This window comes from Streptomyces sp. Y20 (assembly GCF_043195475.1).
In the GTDB taxonomy this organism is placed as follows: Bacteria; Actinomycetota; Actinomycetes; order Streptomycetales; family Streptomycetaceae; genus Streptomyces.
This window is the reverse complement of record NZ_JBIDDP010000017.1, coordinates 105,834-120,495: the sequence shown is the minus strand read 5'-3', so window position 1 is coordinate 120,495 and position 14,662 is coordinate 105,834. Positions and strand designations below refer to the sequence as shown.

The 14,662-nt window shown below is 73.2% G+C and carries 15 protein-coding genes, 1 pseudogene and 1 riboswitch; of the genes and pseudogenes, 12 read left to right on the top strand and 4 right to left on the bottom strand.

All coding sequences use genetic code 11. The annotated features are described in order from the left end of the window. Positions 1-75 precede the first annotated feature (75 nt). The 3 genes from ACGFT1_RS32070 (at position 76) to ACGFT1_RS32060 (ending at position 2,074) form a co-directional block, all read left to right on the top strand. Positions 76-711, top strand: a complete 636-nt coding sequence (locus ACGFT1_RS32070; RefSeq protein WP_373912486.1) for an ATP-dependent Clp protease proteolytic subunit — start codon at positions 76-78, stop codon at positions 709-711. Between the two features lie 8 nt (positions 712-719). Next, a complete protein-coding gene (locus ACGFT1_RS32065) occupies positions 720-1,025 on the top strand; it encodes a hypothetical protein (RefSeq protein WP_373912485.1) in 306 nt (101 codons plus the stop codon). A 439-nt stretch (positions 1,026-1,464) separates the two neighbouring features. After that, a riboswitch (cyclic di-AMP (ydaO/yuaA leader) is annotated at positions 1,465-1,598 on the top strand. Positions 1,599-1,600: 2 nt separating this feature from the next. Next, entirely contained in the window at positions 1,601-2,074 is a 474-nt protein-coding gene (locus tag ACGFT1_RS32060) for a C40 family peptidase (RefSeq protein ID WP_373912484.1), read from the top strand. A gap of 163 nt (positions 2,075-2,237) precedes the next feature. On the opposite strand, the gene ACGFT1_RS32055 is transcribed toward ACGFT1_RS32060, so the two are convergent. Beyond that, positions 2,238-2,696 carry an ATP-binding protein gene (locus ACGFT1_RS32055; protein WP_373912483.1) on the bottom strand — a complete coding sequence of 153 codons (459 nt, stop codon included), beginning with the start codon at positions 2,694-2,696 and terminating at the stop codon, positions 2,238-2,240. Between the two features lie 214 nt (positions 2,697-2,910). Here ACGFT1_RS32055 and ACGFT1_RS32050 point away from each other — a divergent pair, with 214 nt between their 5' ends. Further along, the gene (locus ACGFT1_RS32050) at positions 2,911-3,771 is read left to right on the top strand and encodes a helix-turn-helix domain-containing protein (protein ID WP_373912482.1); all 861 of its coding nucleotides are present in this window, start codon (positions 2,911-2,913) and stop codon (positions 3,769-3,771) included. A 9-nt stretch (positions 3,772-3,780) separates the two neighbouring features. Then, entirely contained in the window at positions 3,781-4,002 is a 222-nt protein-coding gene (locus tag ACGFT1_RS32045; RefSeq protein ID WP_373912481.1) for a DUF397 domain-containing protein, read from the top strand. A gap of 57 nt (positions 4,003-4,059) precedes the next feature. On the opposite strand, the gene ACGFT1_RS32040 is transcribed toward ACGFT1_RS32045, so the two are convergent. Further along, entirely contained in the window at positions 4,060-5,187 is a 1,128-nt protein-coding gene (locus ACGFT1_RS32040) for an 8-amino-7-oxononanoate synthase (RefSeq protein ID WP_373912480.1), read from the bottom strand. Between the two features lie 147 nt (positions 5,188-5,334). Between ACGFT1_RS32040 and bioB the strand changes: the two genes are divergently transcribed. The 4 genes and pseudogenes from bioB (at position 5,335) to ACGFT1_RS32020 (ending at position 9,244) form a co-directional block, all read left to right on the top strand. Beyond that, positions 5,335-6,498: a biotin synthase BioB gene (gene bioB, locus ACGFT1_RS32035; RefSeq protein WP_373912479.1), complete on the top strand. Its 1,164-nt coding sequence runs from the start codon at positions 5,335-5,337 to the stop codon at positions 6,496-6,498. Next, positions 6,491-7,771, top strand: a complete 1,281-nt coding sequence (locus tag ACGFT1_RS32030; RefSeq protein WP_373912478.1) for an adenosylmethionine--8-amino-7-oxononanoate transaminase — start codon at positions 6,491-6,493, stop codon at positions 7,769-7,771. Before bioB ends, ACGFT1_RS32030 begins: the two co-directional genes overlap by 8 nt. Before the next feature lies 1 nt (position 7,772). Then, positions 7,773-8,489 carry a dethiobiotin synthase gene (bioD, locus tag ACGFT1_RS32025; RefSeq protein ID WP_373912477.1) on the top strand — a complete coding sequence of 239 codons (717 nt, stop codon included), beginning with the start codon at positions 7,773-7,775 and terminating at the stop codon, positions 8,487-8,489. Positions 8,490-8,561: 72 nt separating this feature from the next. Then, positions 8,562-9,244, top strand: a pseudogene (locus ACGFT1_RS32020) (class I SAM-dependent methyltransferase). Positions 9,245-9,581: 337 nt separating this feature from the next. On the opposite strand, the gene ACGFT1_RS32015 reads toward ACGFT1_RS32020, so the two are convergent. Further along, positions 9,582-9,956, bottom strand: a complete 375-nt coding sequence (locus tag ACGFT1_RS32015; protein ID WP_373912476.1) for a fic family toxin-antitoxin system, toxin component — start codon at positions 9,954-9,956, stop codon at positions 9,582-9,584. Between the two features lie 10 nt (positions 9,957-9,966). Then, positions 9,967-10,215 (bottom strand): toxin-antitoxin system HicB family antitoxin, encoded by a 249-nt coding sequence (locus ACGFT1_RS32010; protein ID WP_373912475.1) that lies wholly within the window; start codon positions 10,213-10,215, stop codon positions 9,967-9,969. A 118-nt stretch (positions 10,216-10,333) separates the two neighbouring features. On the opposite strand from ACGFT1_RS32010, the gene ACGFT1_RS32005 reads away from it, so the two are divergent. The 3 genes from ACGFT1_RS32005 to ACGFT1_RS31995 all read left to right on the top strand — a co-directional run bounded on the left by ACGFT1_RS32005 (position 10,334) and on the right by ACGFT1_RS31995 (position 14,563). Beyond that, positions 10,334-11,164, top strand: coding sequence for an ABC transporter ATP-binding protein (locus tag ACGFT1_RS32005; protein WP_373912474.1), 831 nt, complete (start codon positions 10,334-10,336; stop codon positions 11,162-11,164). A 3-nt stretch (positions 11,165-11,167) separates the two neighbouring features. Then, positions 11,168-13,735, top strand: coding sequence for an ABC transporter permease (locus tag ACGFT1_RS32000; RefSeq protein WP_373912473.1), 2,568 nt, complete (start codon positions 11,168-11,170; stop codon positions 13,733-13,735). Positions 13,736-14,119: 384 nt separating this feature from the next. Then, positions 14,120-14,563, top strand: coding sequence for a GNAT family N-acetyltransferase (locus tag ACGFT1_RS31995; protein WP_373912472.1), 444 nt, complete (start codon positions 14,120-14,122; stop codon positions 14,561-14,563). Positions 14,564-14,662: the final 99 nt, after the last annotated feature.

The following is a 14,662-nucleotide window of genomic DNA, read 5'->3' as shown; positions in this document are numbered from 1 at the left end:
TTCTCCGCTCTGTACGTCCTGTACATTTTTTACAGAGAGCGGACCGGAGTCGGTCCGCGTGAGAGGGGTGTGCCCATGTCCCGACCGTTCGCCCGCCATGTCCTGCCCCAGTTCACCGAGCGCACGGGCAGCGGCGCCCGCACCCTCGACCCGTACGGCAAGCTCTTCGAGTCCCGGATCGTCCTCCTCGGCACCCCGGTCGACGACGCCGCCGCGAGCGACGTGACGGCGCAGCTCATGTACCTCGAACACGCGGCCCCGGACCGGGACATCACGCTGTACATCAACTCGCCTGGCGGCCCCTTCCACGCCATGACCACGATCTACGACACCATGCGCTACATCAGCTGCGACGTGGCGACGTACTGCCTGGGACAGGCCTCCTCCACCGCCGCGGTGCTGCTCGCGGCCGGCGCCCCGGGCAAGCGGTCCGCGCTGCCCGGCGCGCGGATGCTGATCGAACAGCCCGGACTGCCCGAGCCGGTGCGCGGCCGTCCCAGCGACCTGCTCATCGAGGCCGAGGAGCTGGCCCGGGTCCGCGCGCTGCTGGCGCGGATGCTCGTCCGGCACACGGGGCGCACGTCCGGGCAGGTGCGCGAGGATCTGGCGCGGGACCTGTTCCTGGACGCCCCCGGGGCCCTCGCCTACGGCCTGGTGGACCACATCGTGCCCAGCCGCCGGGACGCGCCCGGCGCACCGGACCCGAGGTGAGCCCCCCGATGCCGCCGGAAGTGCCGCCGCTGCCCGCGCTGACCCGCGCCGAGGGCGACCTGATCGACCGCTATCTGGAGGCGGCCGACCTGCTGGGTCGCGTCAATCCGGCCCGGGACGGGGACACGTACCGCGGGCTGCGCGCGGCGCAGGCCCTGGTACGCAAGGCGGCAGAGCTGCGGGACGCGCTCGAGGTGATGCACCGGCGGGGCGAGACGGAGCTGCACGGGGGCACGCTGGCACGGGCGTTGCGCGTCTTGGACGGCGAGCGCCGTACCGCTCGGGTCGCGCTTCCGCCCGACACCGTCGACTGAGGCGGACACCCGGCCGGCCGGCTGCGGGCCCCGTATCGACGCCTGCCGTTCGCACCGGACTCGAAACGGCCCGAACGAGGTACGCCCGTCCGATGGATATCCGGAATGATTTTCAGGCTTCCCGACTTGTGCGGCATATGGGTCGGGTATGCGTCCGCGAGTGTTTAGCCCCAGGTCCGGGGCTACGCACGGGTCCTGACGATGTCTCGAACACAGCCATGTCCACCCGAACGGGCGAGTGGTGAGTAACACCACAAAGCCCCGATTCCGTTGGGATTTTACGACAGTTGTAGGTCAAGATCCCTGACTGACGACAAGACCCCGCCACCGCGGCGGGGCGATCCGGGCGGACGCCGAGTCCTGCCGCCGCCTGGATGACCGGTCGACAGGAGTGGATCGGCAGGAGTGGAGGACCCAGGCAAGACGGGTCGCCGGAACACATGTTCGTCCGCTGGACGCGGACGGGCGGGGTTCCGAGCCTCCCTTGGGGTGAAGCCGTGGCGACACGGCCGGGCAACTTCGCCAGCCCGAATCCGACAGGTCATCCTTCACAGGCGGCTGACGAAGGGTTGCGCATGACTGCGCTCAATCGTGTCCCGTCACTGATGGCCAGGGCCGGCACGGCCTCTGCCCTCACCCTCGCCGCCGTCGGCGGCTCGATCGCCGTGCCCGGCCTCGCCACCGGCGCGTCCGCCGCGACGATGGCGACGAAGGCACTCAACGTCGCGGCCTCCAAGAAGGGTGCGCCGTACCAGTGGGGTGCCACAGGTCCGCGCAGGTTCGACTGCTCGGGGCTGACCTTCTACTCCTTCAAGAAGGTGGGCAAGAAGCTGCCGCGCACCGCCGCGCAGCAGTACAACAAGACCCACCACATCTCCGCCCGCAGCCGCAGGGCCGGTGACCTGGTGTTCTTCCACTCGGGTTCCAGCGTCTACCACGTGGGTATCTACGCGGGCCACGGGAAGATCTGGCACGCCCCGAGGACCGGTGACGTGGTGAGGCTCCAGAAGATCTGGACCAGGAGCGTCTGGTACGGCCGGGTCAGCTGACCGGCCGCGGAACGGGAGCGCCCGGCCCCGGCCCGCTGAACGGCCGGCTCCGGGCACCGGGCCCGCTTCGAGCGCCATAGCGCCGCCCCGGTGCCCGCCCGCCGGCACGGGCGGCCCGGGGCCGGCACGTCCTCCGGCGCAACCGGCCGGGCGGGCGTGCCGCTCAGGGCTCCTGCGGCACGCCTGCCGGTAACGCGGCGGCCGGGAGCGTCCAGGGGAGTTCGATACACACCGTTTTGCCACCCTCACGGGTGGGACGGACGCGGAGCCTGCCGCCGTGCTCCGCGGTGAGCCAGCGGATGATGACCATGCCGCGGCCGTTGTCCTGCTGCACGGCGGCGGGCAGTCTCTTCGGGAAGCGGGGATGACTGTCCGTCACGCCGATGCGCAGGTGTTCGTCACGGTCCAGTGCGATGTCGACCGTGAAGGTGGGTGACTGGCCGAAGGTGTGCTGCACGGCGTTGGTGGCCAGCTCCGAGACGATCAGCCGCACGGTGTCGGCCGTTTCGGTGTCCGGCGGCAGGCCCCACTCCGCGAGGGTGCCCACGACGTAGGAGCGGGCGGCGGAGACCGAGGCGGGATCGCTCGGCAGAGTGACGGATGCTTCCAGATGGTCTGCCATGGCGACGTCGTCCCTTTCCCGCGGGACCGCGGTCCGACATACAGCGAATGCTTCGAGTACGGTCCCGGAACTGGTGCTTGTTCGCCAGACTGCCATCAACGGGTCGGTCAGGGGGAGCGATCCACCGGGATATGCATATATCTGTCGCTCGAAGCGGTGAACTCTGCGCTGCGAAACCGTATGTGGGCGGCCCGGAAGGAGTAAGGAGGAGCCCATGCAGAACGGTCCGGCAGTGCGCCGTCGGAAACTGGGCGCCGAACTGCGCAGGCTGCGTACCGGTGCCGGATTCACCAGCGGTGAGGCGGCCGGGCTCGTCGGCTGGCACCAGTCGAAAGTGAGCCGAATCGAGACCGGCGCCAGCGGTGTGAAACCGGCCGATCTGCGGTTACTGCTGGACGCCTACGGCGTCCACGACGGACACCTGCGCGAGTTGCTGCTGATGCTGGCGGGGTCGCAGGACGCGGGCGGCCGGAACCGCTGGTGGCACGCCTATCGCGGGGAACTGCCGCCGACCTATCGCGATTTCATCAGCCTGGAGTCGCAGGCGAGCGCCATGCGCACCCTGGAGACCACGGTCGTCCCCGGCCTGCTCCAGACGGCCGACTACGCCCGCGCGGTCACCCGGGCGGCCGTGAAGGACCTGGACGAGGACCGGCTGGACACGCTGGTGGAGGTGCGTCTGGCCAGGCAGGACGTGTTACGCGCGGACCCGCCGCCGGCGCTGAGCGCCGTGCTGGACGAGGCGGTGCTGCGCCGCGAGGTCGGCGGTCCCCGGGTGATGTCCCGTCAGCTGGAGCGGCTGATGGAGGCCGCGTCGCTGCCCCAGGTACGGCTCCAGATCCTGCCCTTCAGCGCCGGAGCGCATATCGGCCTCACCGGACCTTTCGTTATCTTCTCATTTCCGAGCACTTCTGATCTGGATGTAGTCGTTCTCGACCAGTTGACGAGTAGCCTCTACCTGGAACGGAAAGAAGACCTGGTGGCCTACGCCGAGGCCTTCCAGACCCTTCAGTTCCACGCCCTTTCCCCCGAGGACTCGTTGGACTACATCGCCGCAATAGGTGACGGCGCGTAAGGAGGCACCATGTCCGCACCGCCTGGGAACGTCCCTGCCAGCACCGACCTGCACGACGTGCGCTGGCTGCGCAGCAGCTACAGCACGGGCGCCAACAACTGCGTGGAGACGGCCCGGCCGCGCTCCGGCCCCGGAGCCGGGCTGCTCGCCGTGCGTGACTCCAAGATTCCGGCCGGACCGGCGCTGTTCTTCTCCGCCGACAGCTGGTCGGGATTCATCACCGCACTCTGATCGGAATCGGTCACTTCTTCATCGTTATCCGGTCACACACGACCGTGTCACGCCGACTCATGGTCGCGTCTCGCCGATGACGCGTACAGCGTGTTCGATCTCGGCCCCGGACAGGTCCGCACGGGCGGTCAGTCTCAGCCTGGAGATGCCGTCGGGCACGGAGGGAGGACGGAAACAGCCCACGGACAGGCCCGCCGTACGGCAGTCGGCCGCCCAGCGCACCGCCTGCTCCGGGGACGGAGCCCGCACGGAGACCACCGCGGCGTCCGGACGCACCGCCTCCAGACCCGTGGCGGTCAGCCGTGCGTGCAGTTCCCCGGCCACCTCACGGGCGCGCGCCGCCCGCCCCGGCTCGCGCTCCAGCAGCCGCAGCGCGGCCAGCGCGGCACCGGCCGCCGCCGGCGCCAGTCCCGTGTCGAAGATGAACGTGCGCGCCGCGTTGACCAGATGGTCGATCACCCGGGCCGGGCCGAGCACCACCCCGCCCTGGCTGCCCAGCGACTTGGACAGGGTCGCCGTGGCGACCACGTCGTCGGCTCCCGCGAGGCCGGCCGCGTACGGCGCGCCCCGGCCGCCGTCGCCCAGCACGCCGAGCCCGTGGGCGTCGTCCACGACCAGCCCGGCGCCGTACTCCCGGCACGCCGCGGCCAGCGCGGCCAGCGGCGCCCGGTCCCCGTCGACCGAGAACACCGTGTCGGAGACGACGATCGCCGCGCCCCCGTGCGTGCCGAGCGCCTTGCGCACGGCCTCCGGGTCGGCGTGCCCGAAGACCTGCGTGCCGCCCCGCGCCAGCCGGCAGCCGTCGATGAGGGAGGCGTGGTTGCCCGCGTCGGAGACGATGAGCGAGCCGTGCGGGCCGAGGACGGTGACCGCGGCCAGGTTCGCGGCATAGCCCGAGGAGAAGACCAGGGCCGCCTCGAACCCGCAGAACGCGGCCAGCGCGCGCTCCAGCTCGGTGTGCAACTCGGTGGTGCCGGTCACCAGCCGGGACCCGGTGGAGCCGCCGCCCCACGTCCGGGCCGCCCGGGCCGCTCCTTCGGTGACCTCCGGATGGTGGGCCAGACCCAGGTAGTCGTTGCTCGCCAGGTCCAGCAACGGGGAGTCGGCGGGGCGCGGGCGCAGGGTGCGGACGAGTCCGGCGCGGCGGCGCGCCTCGGCCTGCTCGTCGATCCAGCCGAACGCCATGGGTCCTCCGGTGCTTTTGTAGGTAGCGGACAGACCTTAGCGGCACGACCAGCCGCCCAGTGTGTGGCAATACCCACACGGTGAACCGTCTCCGTTGTGCAAACTCTCCTTGGCCCCGAGCGGTCCCGTAGGACAGGATCGGGCCTCATGGACCTGCTGAACACGCTGGTGGACAAGGGGCTTCGGCGCGAGCTGCCGACCCGCGAGGAAGCACTCGCCGTGCTGGCCACCTCCGACGACGACCTGCTCGATGTGGTGGCCGCGGCCGGCAAGGTGCGCCGGCACTGGTTCGGGCGACGGGTGAAACTCAACTATCTGGTGAACCTCAAGTCGGGCCTGTGCCCGGAGGACTGCTCCTACTGCTCCCAGCGGCTCGGCTCCGAGGCCGGCATCCTGAAGTACACCTGGCTCAAGCCGGACGAGGCCTCGCAGGCCGCCGCCGCGGGGCTCGCGGGCGGCGCCAAGCGGGTCTGCCTGGTGGCCAGCGGGCGGGGCCCGACCGACCGGGACGTGGACCGCGTCTCGGACACCATCAAGGCGATCAAGGAGCAGAACCAGGGCGTCGAGGTGTGCGCCTGCCTGGGCCTGCTCTCCGACGGTCAGGCCGAGCGGCTGCGCGAAGCCGGCGCGGATGCCTACAACCACAACCTCAACACCTCGGAGTCGACCTACGAGGACATCACCACCACCCACACGTACGCCGATCGGGTGGACACGGTGCAGAAGGCGCACGCCGCCGGACTGTCCGCCTGTTCGGGTCTCATCGCCGGCATGGGCGAGAGGGACGAGGACCTCGTCGACGTCGTCTTCTCGCTGCGCGAGCTGGACCCCGACTCCGTTCCGGTGAACTTCCTCATCCCGTTCGAGGGCACCCCGCTGGCCAAGGAGTGGAACCTCACCCCGCAGCGCTGCCTGCGCATCCTCGCGATGGTCCGGTTCGTCTGCCCGGACGTGGAGGTCCGCATCGCGGGCGGCCGCGAGGTGCACCTGCGCACGATGCAGCCGCTCGCGCTGCACCTGGCCAACTCGGTCTTCCTCGGCGACTACCTGACCAGCGAGGGCCAGGCCGGCAAGGCCGACCTGGAGATGATCGCGGACGCCGGGTTCGAGGTGGAGGGCGCCGGCGAGGTGACGCTGCCCGAGCACCGGACGAACGCCGGGGGCTGCCGCGAGGACGCCGGGGGCTGCCATGAGGGCGGCGGTTGCGGGTCGGCGACGTCCGCCGCCGCTCCGGCGGCGGGGGAGCCGCGGACCGACCTCGTCGCCGTCCGCCGCCGGGGCGCCGGGACGGACCTCGCGCCCAATGCCTGACCTCGGCGTGGCGGAACTGCTGGAGCTGGACCGGCGGCATGTGTGGCATCCGTACGGACCGATGCCCGGACGTGCCGAGCCGCTCGTGGTCGAGGCCGCGAGCGGGGTCCGGCTGCGGCTGGCCGACGGCGCGGGCGAGCTGGTCGACGGCATGTCCTCGTGGTGGTCGGCCATCCACGGCTACAACCACCCGGTGCTCAACGAGGCCGCGCGCGTGCAGCTCGGCCGGATGAGCCACGTCATGTTCGGCGGGCTCACCCACGAGCCCGCCGTCCGGCTCGCGAAACTCCTTGCCGACATCTCACCGGACGGCCTGGAGCACGTGTTCCTGGCCGACTCGGGGTCCGTGTCGGTCGAGGTCGCCGTGAAGATGTGCCTCCAGTACTGGCGTTCGCTCGGCCGGCCGGGCAAACAGCGCCTGATGACCTGGCGGGGCGGCTACCACGGGGACACCTGGCAGCCGATGTCGGTGTGCGACCCCGAGGGCGGCATGCACGACTTGTGGACCGGTGTGCTCCCGCGCCAGGTGTTCGCGGACGCGCCGCCCGCGGAGTACGACGAGTCCTACGCGGAGCAGCTGCGCGAGCTGGTCGCCCGGCACGCGGACGAGCTGGCCGCGGTGATCGTGGAGCCGGTGGTGCAGGGCGCGGGCGGCATGCGCTTCCACTCCCCCGACTACCTGCGGGTGCTGCGCGAGGCGTGCGACGCGCACGACGTGCTGCTCGTCTTCGACGAGATCGCCACCGGATTCGGGCGCACCGGCGCGCTGTTCGCGGCCGGCCACGCGGCCGTCAGCCCGGACGTGATGTGCGTCGGCAAGGCACTGACCGGCGGTTATCTGACGATGGCGGCCACCCTGTGCACCGCGCGGGTCGCCGACGGCATCTCGCGCGGCGAGGTGCCGGTGCTCGCGCACGGCCCGACGTTCATGGGCAACCCGCTGGCGGCGGCCGTGGCCTGCGCCTCCGTCGAGCTGCTGCTGGGGCAGGACTGGCCGTCGGAGGTCGGGCGGATCGAGGCGGGCCTGCGGGCGGGCCTCGCCCCGGCGCGCGAGCTGCCCGGAGTGCGGGACGTCCGTGTCCTCGGGGCCATCGGCGTCGTCCAGCTCGACCACCCGGTCGACATGCGGGCCGCCACCGACGCCGCCGTGCGGGAGGGCGTGTGGCTGCGTCCGTTCCGCGACCTGGTCTACACGATGCCGCCGTACGTCACCTCGGACGAGGACGTGGCACGGATCGCGCGCGCGGTGTGCGCCGCGGCACGGGAGGGTTGAGATGCCGGTACTGGTGATCACGGGGACGGGCACGGAGGTCGGCAAGACCGTCACCACCGCCGCCGTCGCCGCCGCGGCGCTCGCGGCCGGGCGCTCGGTGGCCGTGCTGAAGGCCGCACAGACGGGCGTACGGCCGGATGAGCGCGGTGACGCCGACGAGGTCGCGCGGCTCGCCGGTCCCGTCACGACCGCCGAACTAGCCCGTTACCCGGACCCATTGGCGCCGGGCACGGCGGCCCGGCGGGCCGGGAGGGCGCCGGTGCATCCGCACGAGGTCGCCGAGCGGGCCGCCAAGCTGGCCACCGAGCACGATCTGGTGCTGGTCGAGGGGGCGGGCGGGCTGCTCGTCCGGTTCGACGCGGCCGGCGGCACGCTGGCCGACGCGGCCCGGCTGCTGGGCGCGCCGGTGCTGGTCGTGGCGCGGGCCGGGCTCGGCACGCTCAACGCGACGGAGCTGACGGCCCGCGAACTGCGGCGACGGGAACTGGACCTCGCCGGGGTCGTGATCGGCAGCTGGCCCGGCTCCCCCGACCTGGCCACCCGCTGCAACGTGGCCGACCTGCCGGAGGTCGCCGACGCCCCGCTCCTGGGCGCCCTGCCCGCCGGGGCCGGATCCCTGCCGCCCACCGAGTTCCGCACGGCGGCACCGGCCTGGCTGGCCCCCCGGCTCGACGGCACGTGGGACGCGGAGGCGTTCCGGATCCGCGAGGCCCCGTGACCTGACTCGGCGGGACACGCGGGGGGTGCCGGGGGACACTTCTCCCGGGTCCGTCCTGTCCGGGAGGTTGCCATGCGGTTGCTGTCCACCCGCTCCGGCCAGGTGGTCCGGGGTGGCGTCCGCCATCCGTTGTTCGCCCGCTGCTACGCCCTGGTCAGTGCGGCTGCCGAGGCCCGGCCCGGGCCGGCCGGGGCTGCTCGCCGGGCTGTCCGGGCGGGTCATCGAGGTCGGCGCGGGCAACGGACTGAACTTCCGGCACTGTCCCGGGACGGTCGATGAGGTCGTGGCGGTGGAACCGGAGCCGGTGCTGAGGCGGTTGGCCCTGGAGGCCGCGCTGCGCGCCCGGGTGCCGGTGGACGTGGTGCCGGGCGTGGCGGAGGACCTGCCGGCCGGGGAGCGAGGGCTTCGACGCGGCGGTGCTGTCGCTGGTGCTGTGCAGCGTGCGGGATGTCGCGCGGGCGCTCCGCGAGGTACGGCGGGTGCTGCGGCCCGGCGGCGAGGTGCGGTTCCTGGAGCACGGGCGGGGTGGCGGCCGGGTGATGACGCTGACCCAGCAGGCCCTGGACCGCACCGTGTGGCCCGCGCTGACGGGCGGCTGCCATCTGGCCCGCGAGCCGGTCGCCGCCCTCCGCGCGGCCGGCTTCGAACCCGGCCCGCACCGGCGTCTGTCACTTGCGGAACATGGACCGCGACTCCCGGTCCCGTACGGGGTACTGGGCGCCGCCTGGCGACCGCCCGGACCGGACACGCGCTGACCCGGCCCCGTCGAGCGCCGACCGACCGCCGGACACCGGCTGACCGGCACGCCTGCGGCCACGCACTGACCGAAACCGCCCCGCCGGGCACGGCCGGGCAGCGGTCCCGCCGGTCACGCACTGACCGGCGACCGCCCCAGACACCCACCGGCCGACCGCCCCGCCGCCGCCCGCCGGCCGAGCCGCCCGGACAGGCAGCGCCGACCGGCTACCGCGCCGGGCCCACGCGCTGACAGGCAGCACCGCCAGGCACCGCGGAGCGAACCACCGGCCGGCGCCCGCGGGCCCGGCCGCCCCGCCGCAGCCCGCTGACCGAGCCGCCCCGCCCGCAGAGCGGTCAGGCGGTCCAGCGGTGGAGTTGCCGGGCGATGTCGTCGACGCTCGCGGTGCCGTCCTTGACCAGGCGGGCGAGGTCCCTGACCTGCTCGGGGGTGGTGGCGACCTTGACGCCGCTGGCGACCAGGTAGCCGTAGGCGACCGCCGAGGCGAACAGGGCGTTGGACCGCTCCAGCGCCGGGACATGGATGAGCAGCTGGAGCAGCGACGCGGCTCGCGCGTGCGGGGTGTCGTAGACCGGTACGCCGAATATCTCGGCCCGGTGCCGGGCGACGGCGGCGACGAGGGCGCCCCAGTCGGTGACCTGCGGGTCCCCGGGGGTCTGCCGTTCGGCGAGCATGAGGAGCCAGGCCAGGTCGATGCGGAGATCGTTCAAGGTGGGGGTTTCAGGGTCGGTCGCGGTCCGCGCGGATGCCGGCGCCGTGGGGTTCGGCGCACTCCTCGGCGAACGCGGACTCGTACTGCTTCATGAAGTCGGCGGCGGCCTCCACGAACGTCCGGCCGGCCTCCCCGGTGTCCCGTCTGACCAGCTCTTCGATGTAGCGGTTCACGCTCATGCCGCGGGCCAGGGCGCGCTCCCGGGCCGCGCGGGCCGTGCCCTCGTCCACGCGCACGTTCAGCTGGGTCTTCGCCATCCCTCGACGCTAGCGCCGGGATGCTAGCGGCGGCAAGGGGCGCACGGAAGCGCTGCGTCTGCTCGGCGGGTCCCTTACGCTCGCCCGGAACGAACGGTTCGGCGACCGGGAGGCGCTCGTGTCGACACCTGCTGCGCAGCACACCCCGGACGGCGGGGTCGCGGCCCGCGCCCGGGGGCTGGTCAAGGCGTACGGTTCCGGCGAGACGGCCGTGCTCGCCCTGGACGGGGTGGACGTGGACATCGCGCGGGGCCGTTTCACGGCCGTGATGGGCCCGTCGGGCTCCGGGAAGTCCACGCTGATGCACTGCCTCGCCGGCCTCGACACCGTATCGGCCGGCCGGGTGTGGCTCGGCGCCACCGAGATCACGGGGCTGAGGGAGCGGGAGCTGACCCGGTTGCGGCGGGACCGGATCGGGTTCATGTTCCAGTCGTTCAACCTCATCCCCACGCTGACCGCTGCCGAGAACATCACCCTGCCGATGGACATCGCGGGCCGGAAGCCCGACGCGCGGTGGCTGGACCAGGTCATCGACACCCTCGGGCTGCGGGACCGCCTCACGCACCGGCCGGCGCAGTTGTCGGGCGGTCAGCAGCAGCGGGTGGCGTGCGCGCGGGCGCTTGCCTCACGGCCCGAGCTGATCTTCGCCGACGAGCCGACCGGCAACCTGGACTCGCAAGCCGGCCGGGAGGTACTGGGCTTCCTGCGCGGCGCCGTGGACGACCTCGGGCAGACGGTCGTCATGGTCACCCACGACCCGGGCGCCGCTGCCCGCTCGGACCTCGTGCTCTTCCTAGCCGACGGGCGGATCGTGGACCGGACGGCCCGGCCGACGGCGGAGAACGTGCTGGAGCGGATGCGCGTCCTGTCCACGCAAGGTCCGCGTACCGCCGACTCCTGCGGGGCTCCGGGCGGGTCCGCTGCCGGTGGCACGGCCGCGGAGGGCTGACCGGTGCTCAGGGCGACCCTGCGGAGCTTCCTCGCGCACAAGGGGCGGCTGGCGCTGTCCGCGCTGGCCGTGGTGCTGTCGGTGGCGTTCGTCGCGGGCAGTCTGATCTTCTCCGACACCGTCACCCGCACGTTCGACCGGCTGTTCGCCTCCACCGCCGCCGATGTGACGGTCCAGCCCCGGGGGGACCTGCGGTCGGCCCGCGCGAGCGGCGCGGTGCAGACCGTGCCGGCCGCGCTGCGGGACCGGGTGGCGAAGGTCGCCGGTGTCGCGGCGGCCCGCGCGGACGTGTCGGTGCGGAACGTCGTGGTGGTCGACCGCCGGGACAGGTCCGTCGGCCCGACCACCGGCGCCCCCACCGTCGCCGCCGCCTGGTACGCGACCGGCCGGAGCCCGGTGCGGCTGACCTCCGGCCACGCGCCGCGCGGGGCCGGCGAGGCGCTGCTGGACGCGGACACGGCCGGCCGGCGGCACGTGCGGATCGGGGACACGCTGACGGTGCAGGCGCAGCCGGGCACCTTCCGGGTCCGGGTCGTCGGCATCGCCACCTTCACGACCACCAATCCGGGCGCGGCACGGATCTACCTGGACCCGGCGGTGGCCGCCCGGGAGCTGCTCGGCTCGCCGGCGCGGGCGACCGGCATCTCGGTGGACGCGGCCGAGGGGGTGTCCGACGCGGACCTCGCACGGCGGGTCGGCGCGGCGATCGGCACCGGTACGTACGCGCTGAGGACCGCCGGTGAGCAGGCCAAGTCGGCCGCCGCGGACCTCGGCACCTTCCTGGACGTGATCAAGTACGTGATGCTGGGGTTCGCCGGTGTGGCCCTGCTCGTCGGCGTGTTCCTGATCGTCAACACGTTCTCCATGCTGATCGCGCAGCGCACCCGCGAGCTGGGCCTGCTCCGGGCGCTGGGCGCGGACCGGCGGCAGGTACGGCGGTCGGTGCTCACCGAGGCGCTGCTGCTGGGGCTCTTCGGCTCGACGTTCGGTCTCGCCGCCGGGATCGGGCTGGCGGCCGGACTGATCCGGTTGATCAGTGCGGTCGGCATGAACCTGAAGAGCACCCAGATGGTGATCGGCTGGGGTACACCCGTCGCCGCCTACGTCGTCGGTCTCGGTGTGACGTTCGTGGCCGCCTACCTGCCGGCGCGGCGCGCCGCGGCCGTCTCACCGATGGCGGCGCTCGCGGATGCCGAGGTCGCCGGGGTGGGCAGGCCGTTGCGGGGCCGGGCGATCGCCGGGGCGGTGGCCGGGACGGCCGGCGCGGCGGCGCTGGCCGGGTGCGCGGCGGCCACGCGGACCGCTCAGGCGGCCTCCCTGCTGGGCCTCGGGGTCGTGCTGACCCTCGTCGCGACCGTGGTCGCCGGGCCGCTGCTGGTGCGGCCGGTGATCCGGGTGCTCGGCGCGGCGTTCCCCGCGCTGTTCGGCCCGGTCGGCCGGATGAGCCAGCGCAACGCGCTGCGCAATCCGCGCCGTACCGGTGCCACGGCCGCGGCCCTGATGGTGGGGCTGGCCCTGGTGGGCGGGATGTCGGTGGCGAGCGCGTCGATGTCGGCGTCCTTCGACCGGCAGATCGACCGGACGCTGGGCGCCGACTTCGTGGTCCAGAGCGGCAACTTCACGCCGTTCACCGGGGAGGTCGGCAAGCGGGTGGCCGCGACGCCCGGCGCCGGGCTGGTCGTGGCCCAGCGGCTCACCCCCCTCGCCGTACGGTTGCCGGACGGCGAGCGGGTGCGGACCACCGCCGCCGGGTACGGCCCCGGCCTGGACGACGTCGCGCACCTCACCTACGCGCGGGGCGGTTCGGCCGCGGCCCTGGCCGACGGGCACCTCGCGATGGACGCCGACTACGCCCGGGACCACGGCGTGCGGGCCGGCACCGTGCTGCCGGTGGAGTTCCCGGGCGGGCGCCGGGCGGAGCTGACCGTCGGCGCGCTGACCGACCAGCAGGCGGCCGAGTCCTTCGGCGCCCAGGGCGGCGTCTTCTTCGGCCTCGGGACGCTGCGGAGGTACCTGCCGAACGGCCAGGACTCGGCGCTCTACGTGAACGCGGCCCCCGGCACGAAGCCGGCGGACCTGCGGGAACGGCTGGAGCGGACGCTCAAGCCGTTCCCGCAGGTGCAGGTGCGTGACCAGGCCGACTACAAGGAGCTGGTGCACAACCAGATCGCCGTGCTGCTGTACCTCGTGTACGCACTGCTGGGACTGGCGATCGTCATCGCCGTGCTCGGCGTGGTGAACACCCTCGCCCTGTCGGTGGTGGAGCGGACCCGGGAGATCGGGCTGTTGCGTGCGATCGGGCTGGGCCGGCGGCAGCTGCGCCGGATGATCCGGCTGGAGTCGGTGGTCATCGCGGTGTTCGGCGCGGTCCTGGGGCTGGCGCTGGGGCTCGTGTGGGGTGTGTGCATGCAGCAGGTGCTGGCGCTGCGCGGGCTGACGGCGCTGGCGATCCCCTGGGGCACGATCGTCGCGGTCGTGGTCGGCTCGGCGGTGGTGGGTGTCGTGGCGGCCCTGCTGCCGGCGCTGCGGGCGTCGCGGATGAACGTGCTGGCGGCGATCGCCCATGAATGATCACATCGGCTGATCATCTCCGTTGACGACTGGTGACTGACGACTGACCGCTGACCGCTGACCGCTTCGGCTGATTGCTGATCACTTCGGTTTCGGAGTCAGCGTGCTCACGGCCGCCCCCGCCGCCGAGTGGCGCGCCACGTGCCGCCGGGCCGAGGAGCTGGGACACGACGTGATCCTCGTCCCGGACCGCCTCGGCACAGCCGAGCCGTTGCCGGCCCCGGTGGCGGAAGCCGAGTCCTGCGCCGGAGCCCGGCCCGGGGGACGCCCGGCACCACTCGGCACCGGCGAGCCGGACGGGCGCGCGGCCCGCTGCAGCGCGCCCGCCGGTCCGCATGATGGAAATCCCGGTGCCGGACGGGCGGTGACCCGCACGATGACCGTATGGACGATCTGCGGATACGCGCCGCCGTGCCCGACGACCTCGACTCCGTCCTGGCCTTCTGGGAGACGGCCGCGGAGGGGACGAGCATCAGCGACGACCGTGCCGGCGTGGAGCGGCTTGTCGGCCGCGACCCCGGGGCGCTCCTCGTCGCCGAGCGGGACGGCGAGCTGGTCGGCACGGTGATCGCCGGCTTCGACGGCTGGCGGTGCCATCTGTACCGGCTCGCGGTGCACCCGCGGTGGCGGCGCCACGGCATCGGCTCGGCGCTGCTGGCCGCCGCCGAGGAGCACTTCGTACGGCTCGGCGGCCGGCGCGCGGACGCCATGGTGCTGGTCCGCAACGCGACCGCGCACCACGCCTGGCAGGCCGCCGGATACGGGCCGGAGGAGCGGTGGCGGCGCTGGGTGAAGCCGCTCGCCGACCGGGGCGCAACCCCCGGCTGAAGCCGCTCATCCACAGGGACCGAAGGTTTTTTGCCCATCCTTTACTCTTGAGGGAGCACTCGGCCCTCTATGAAAGGTTGTGAGCGTCCGCCCATGGGC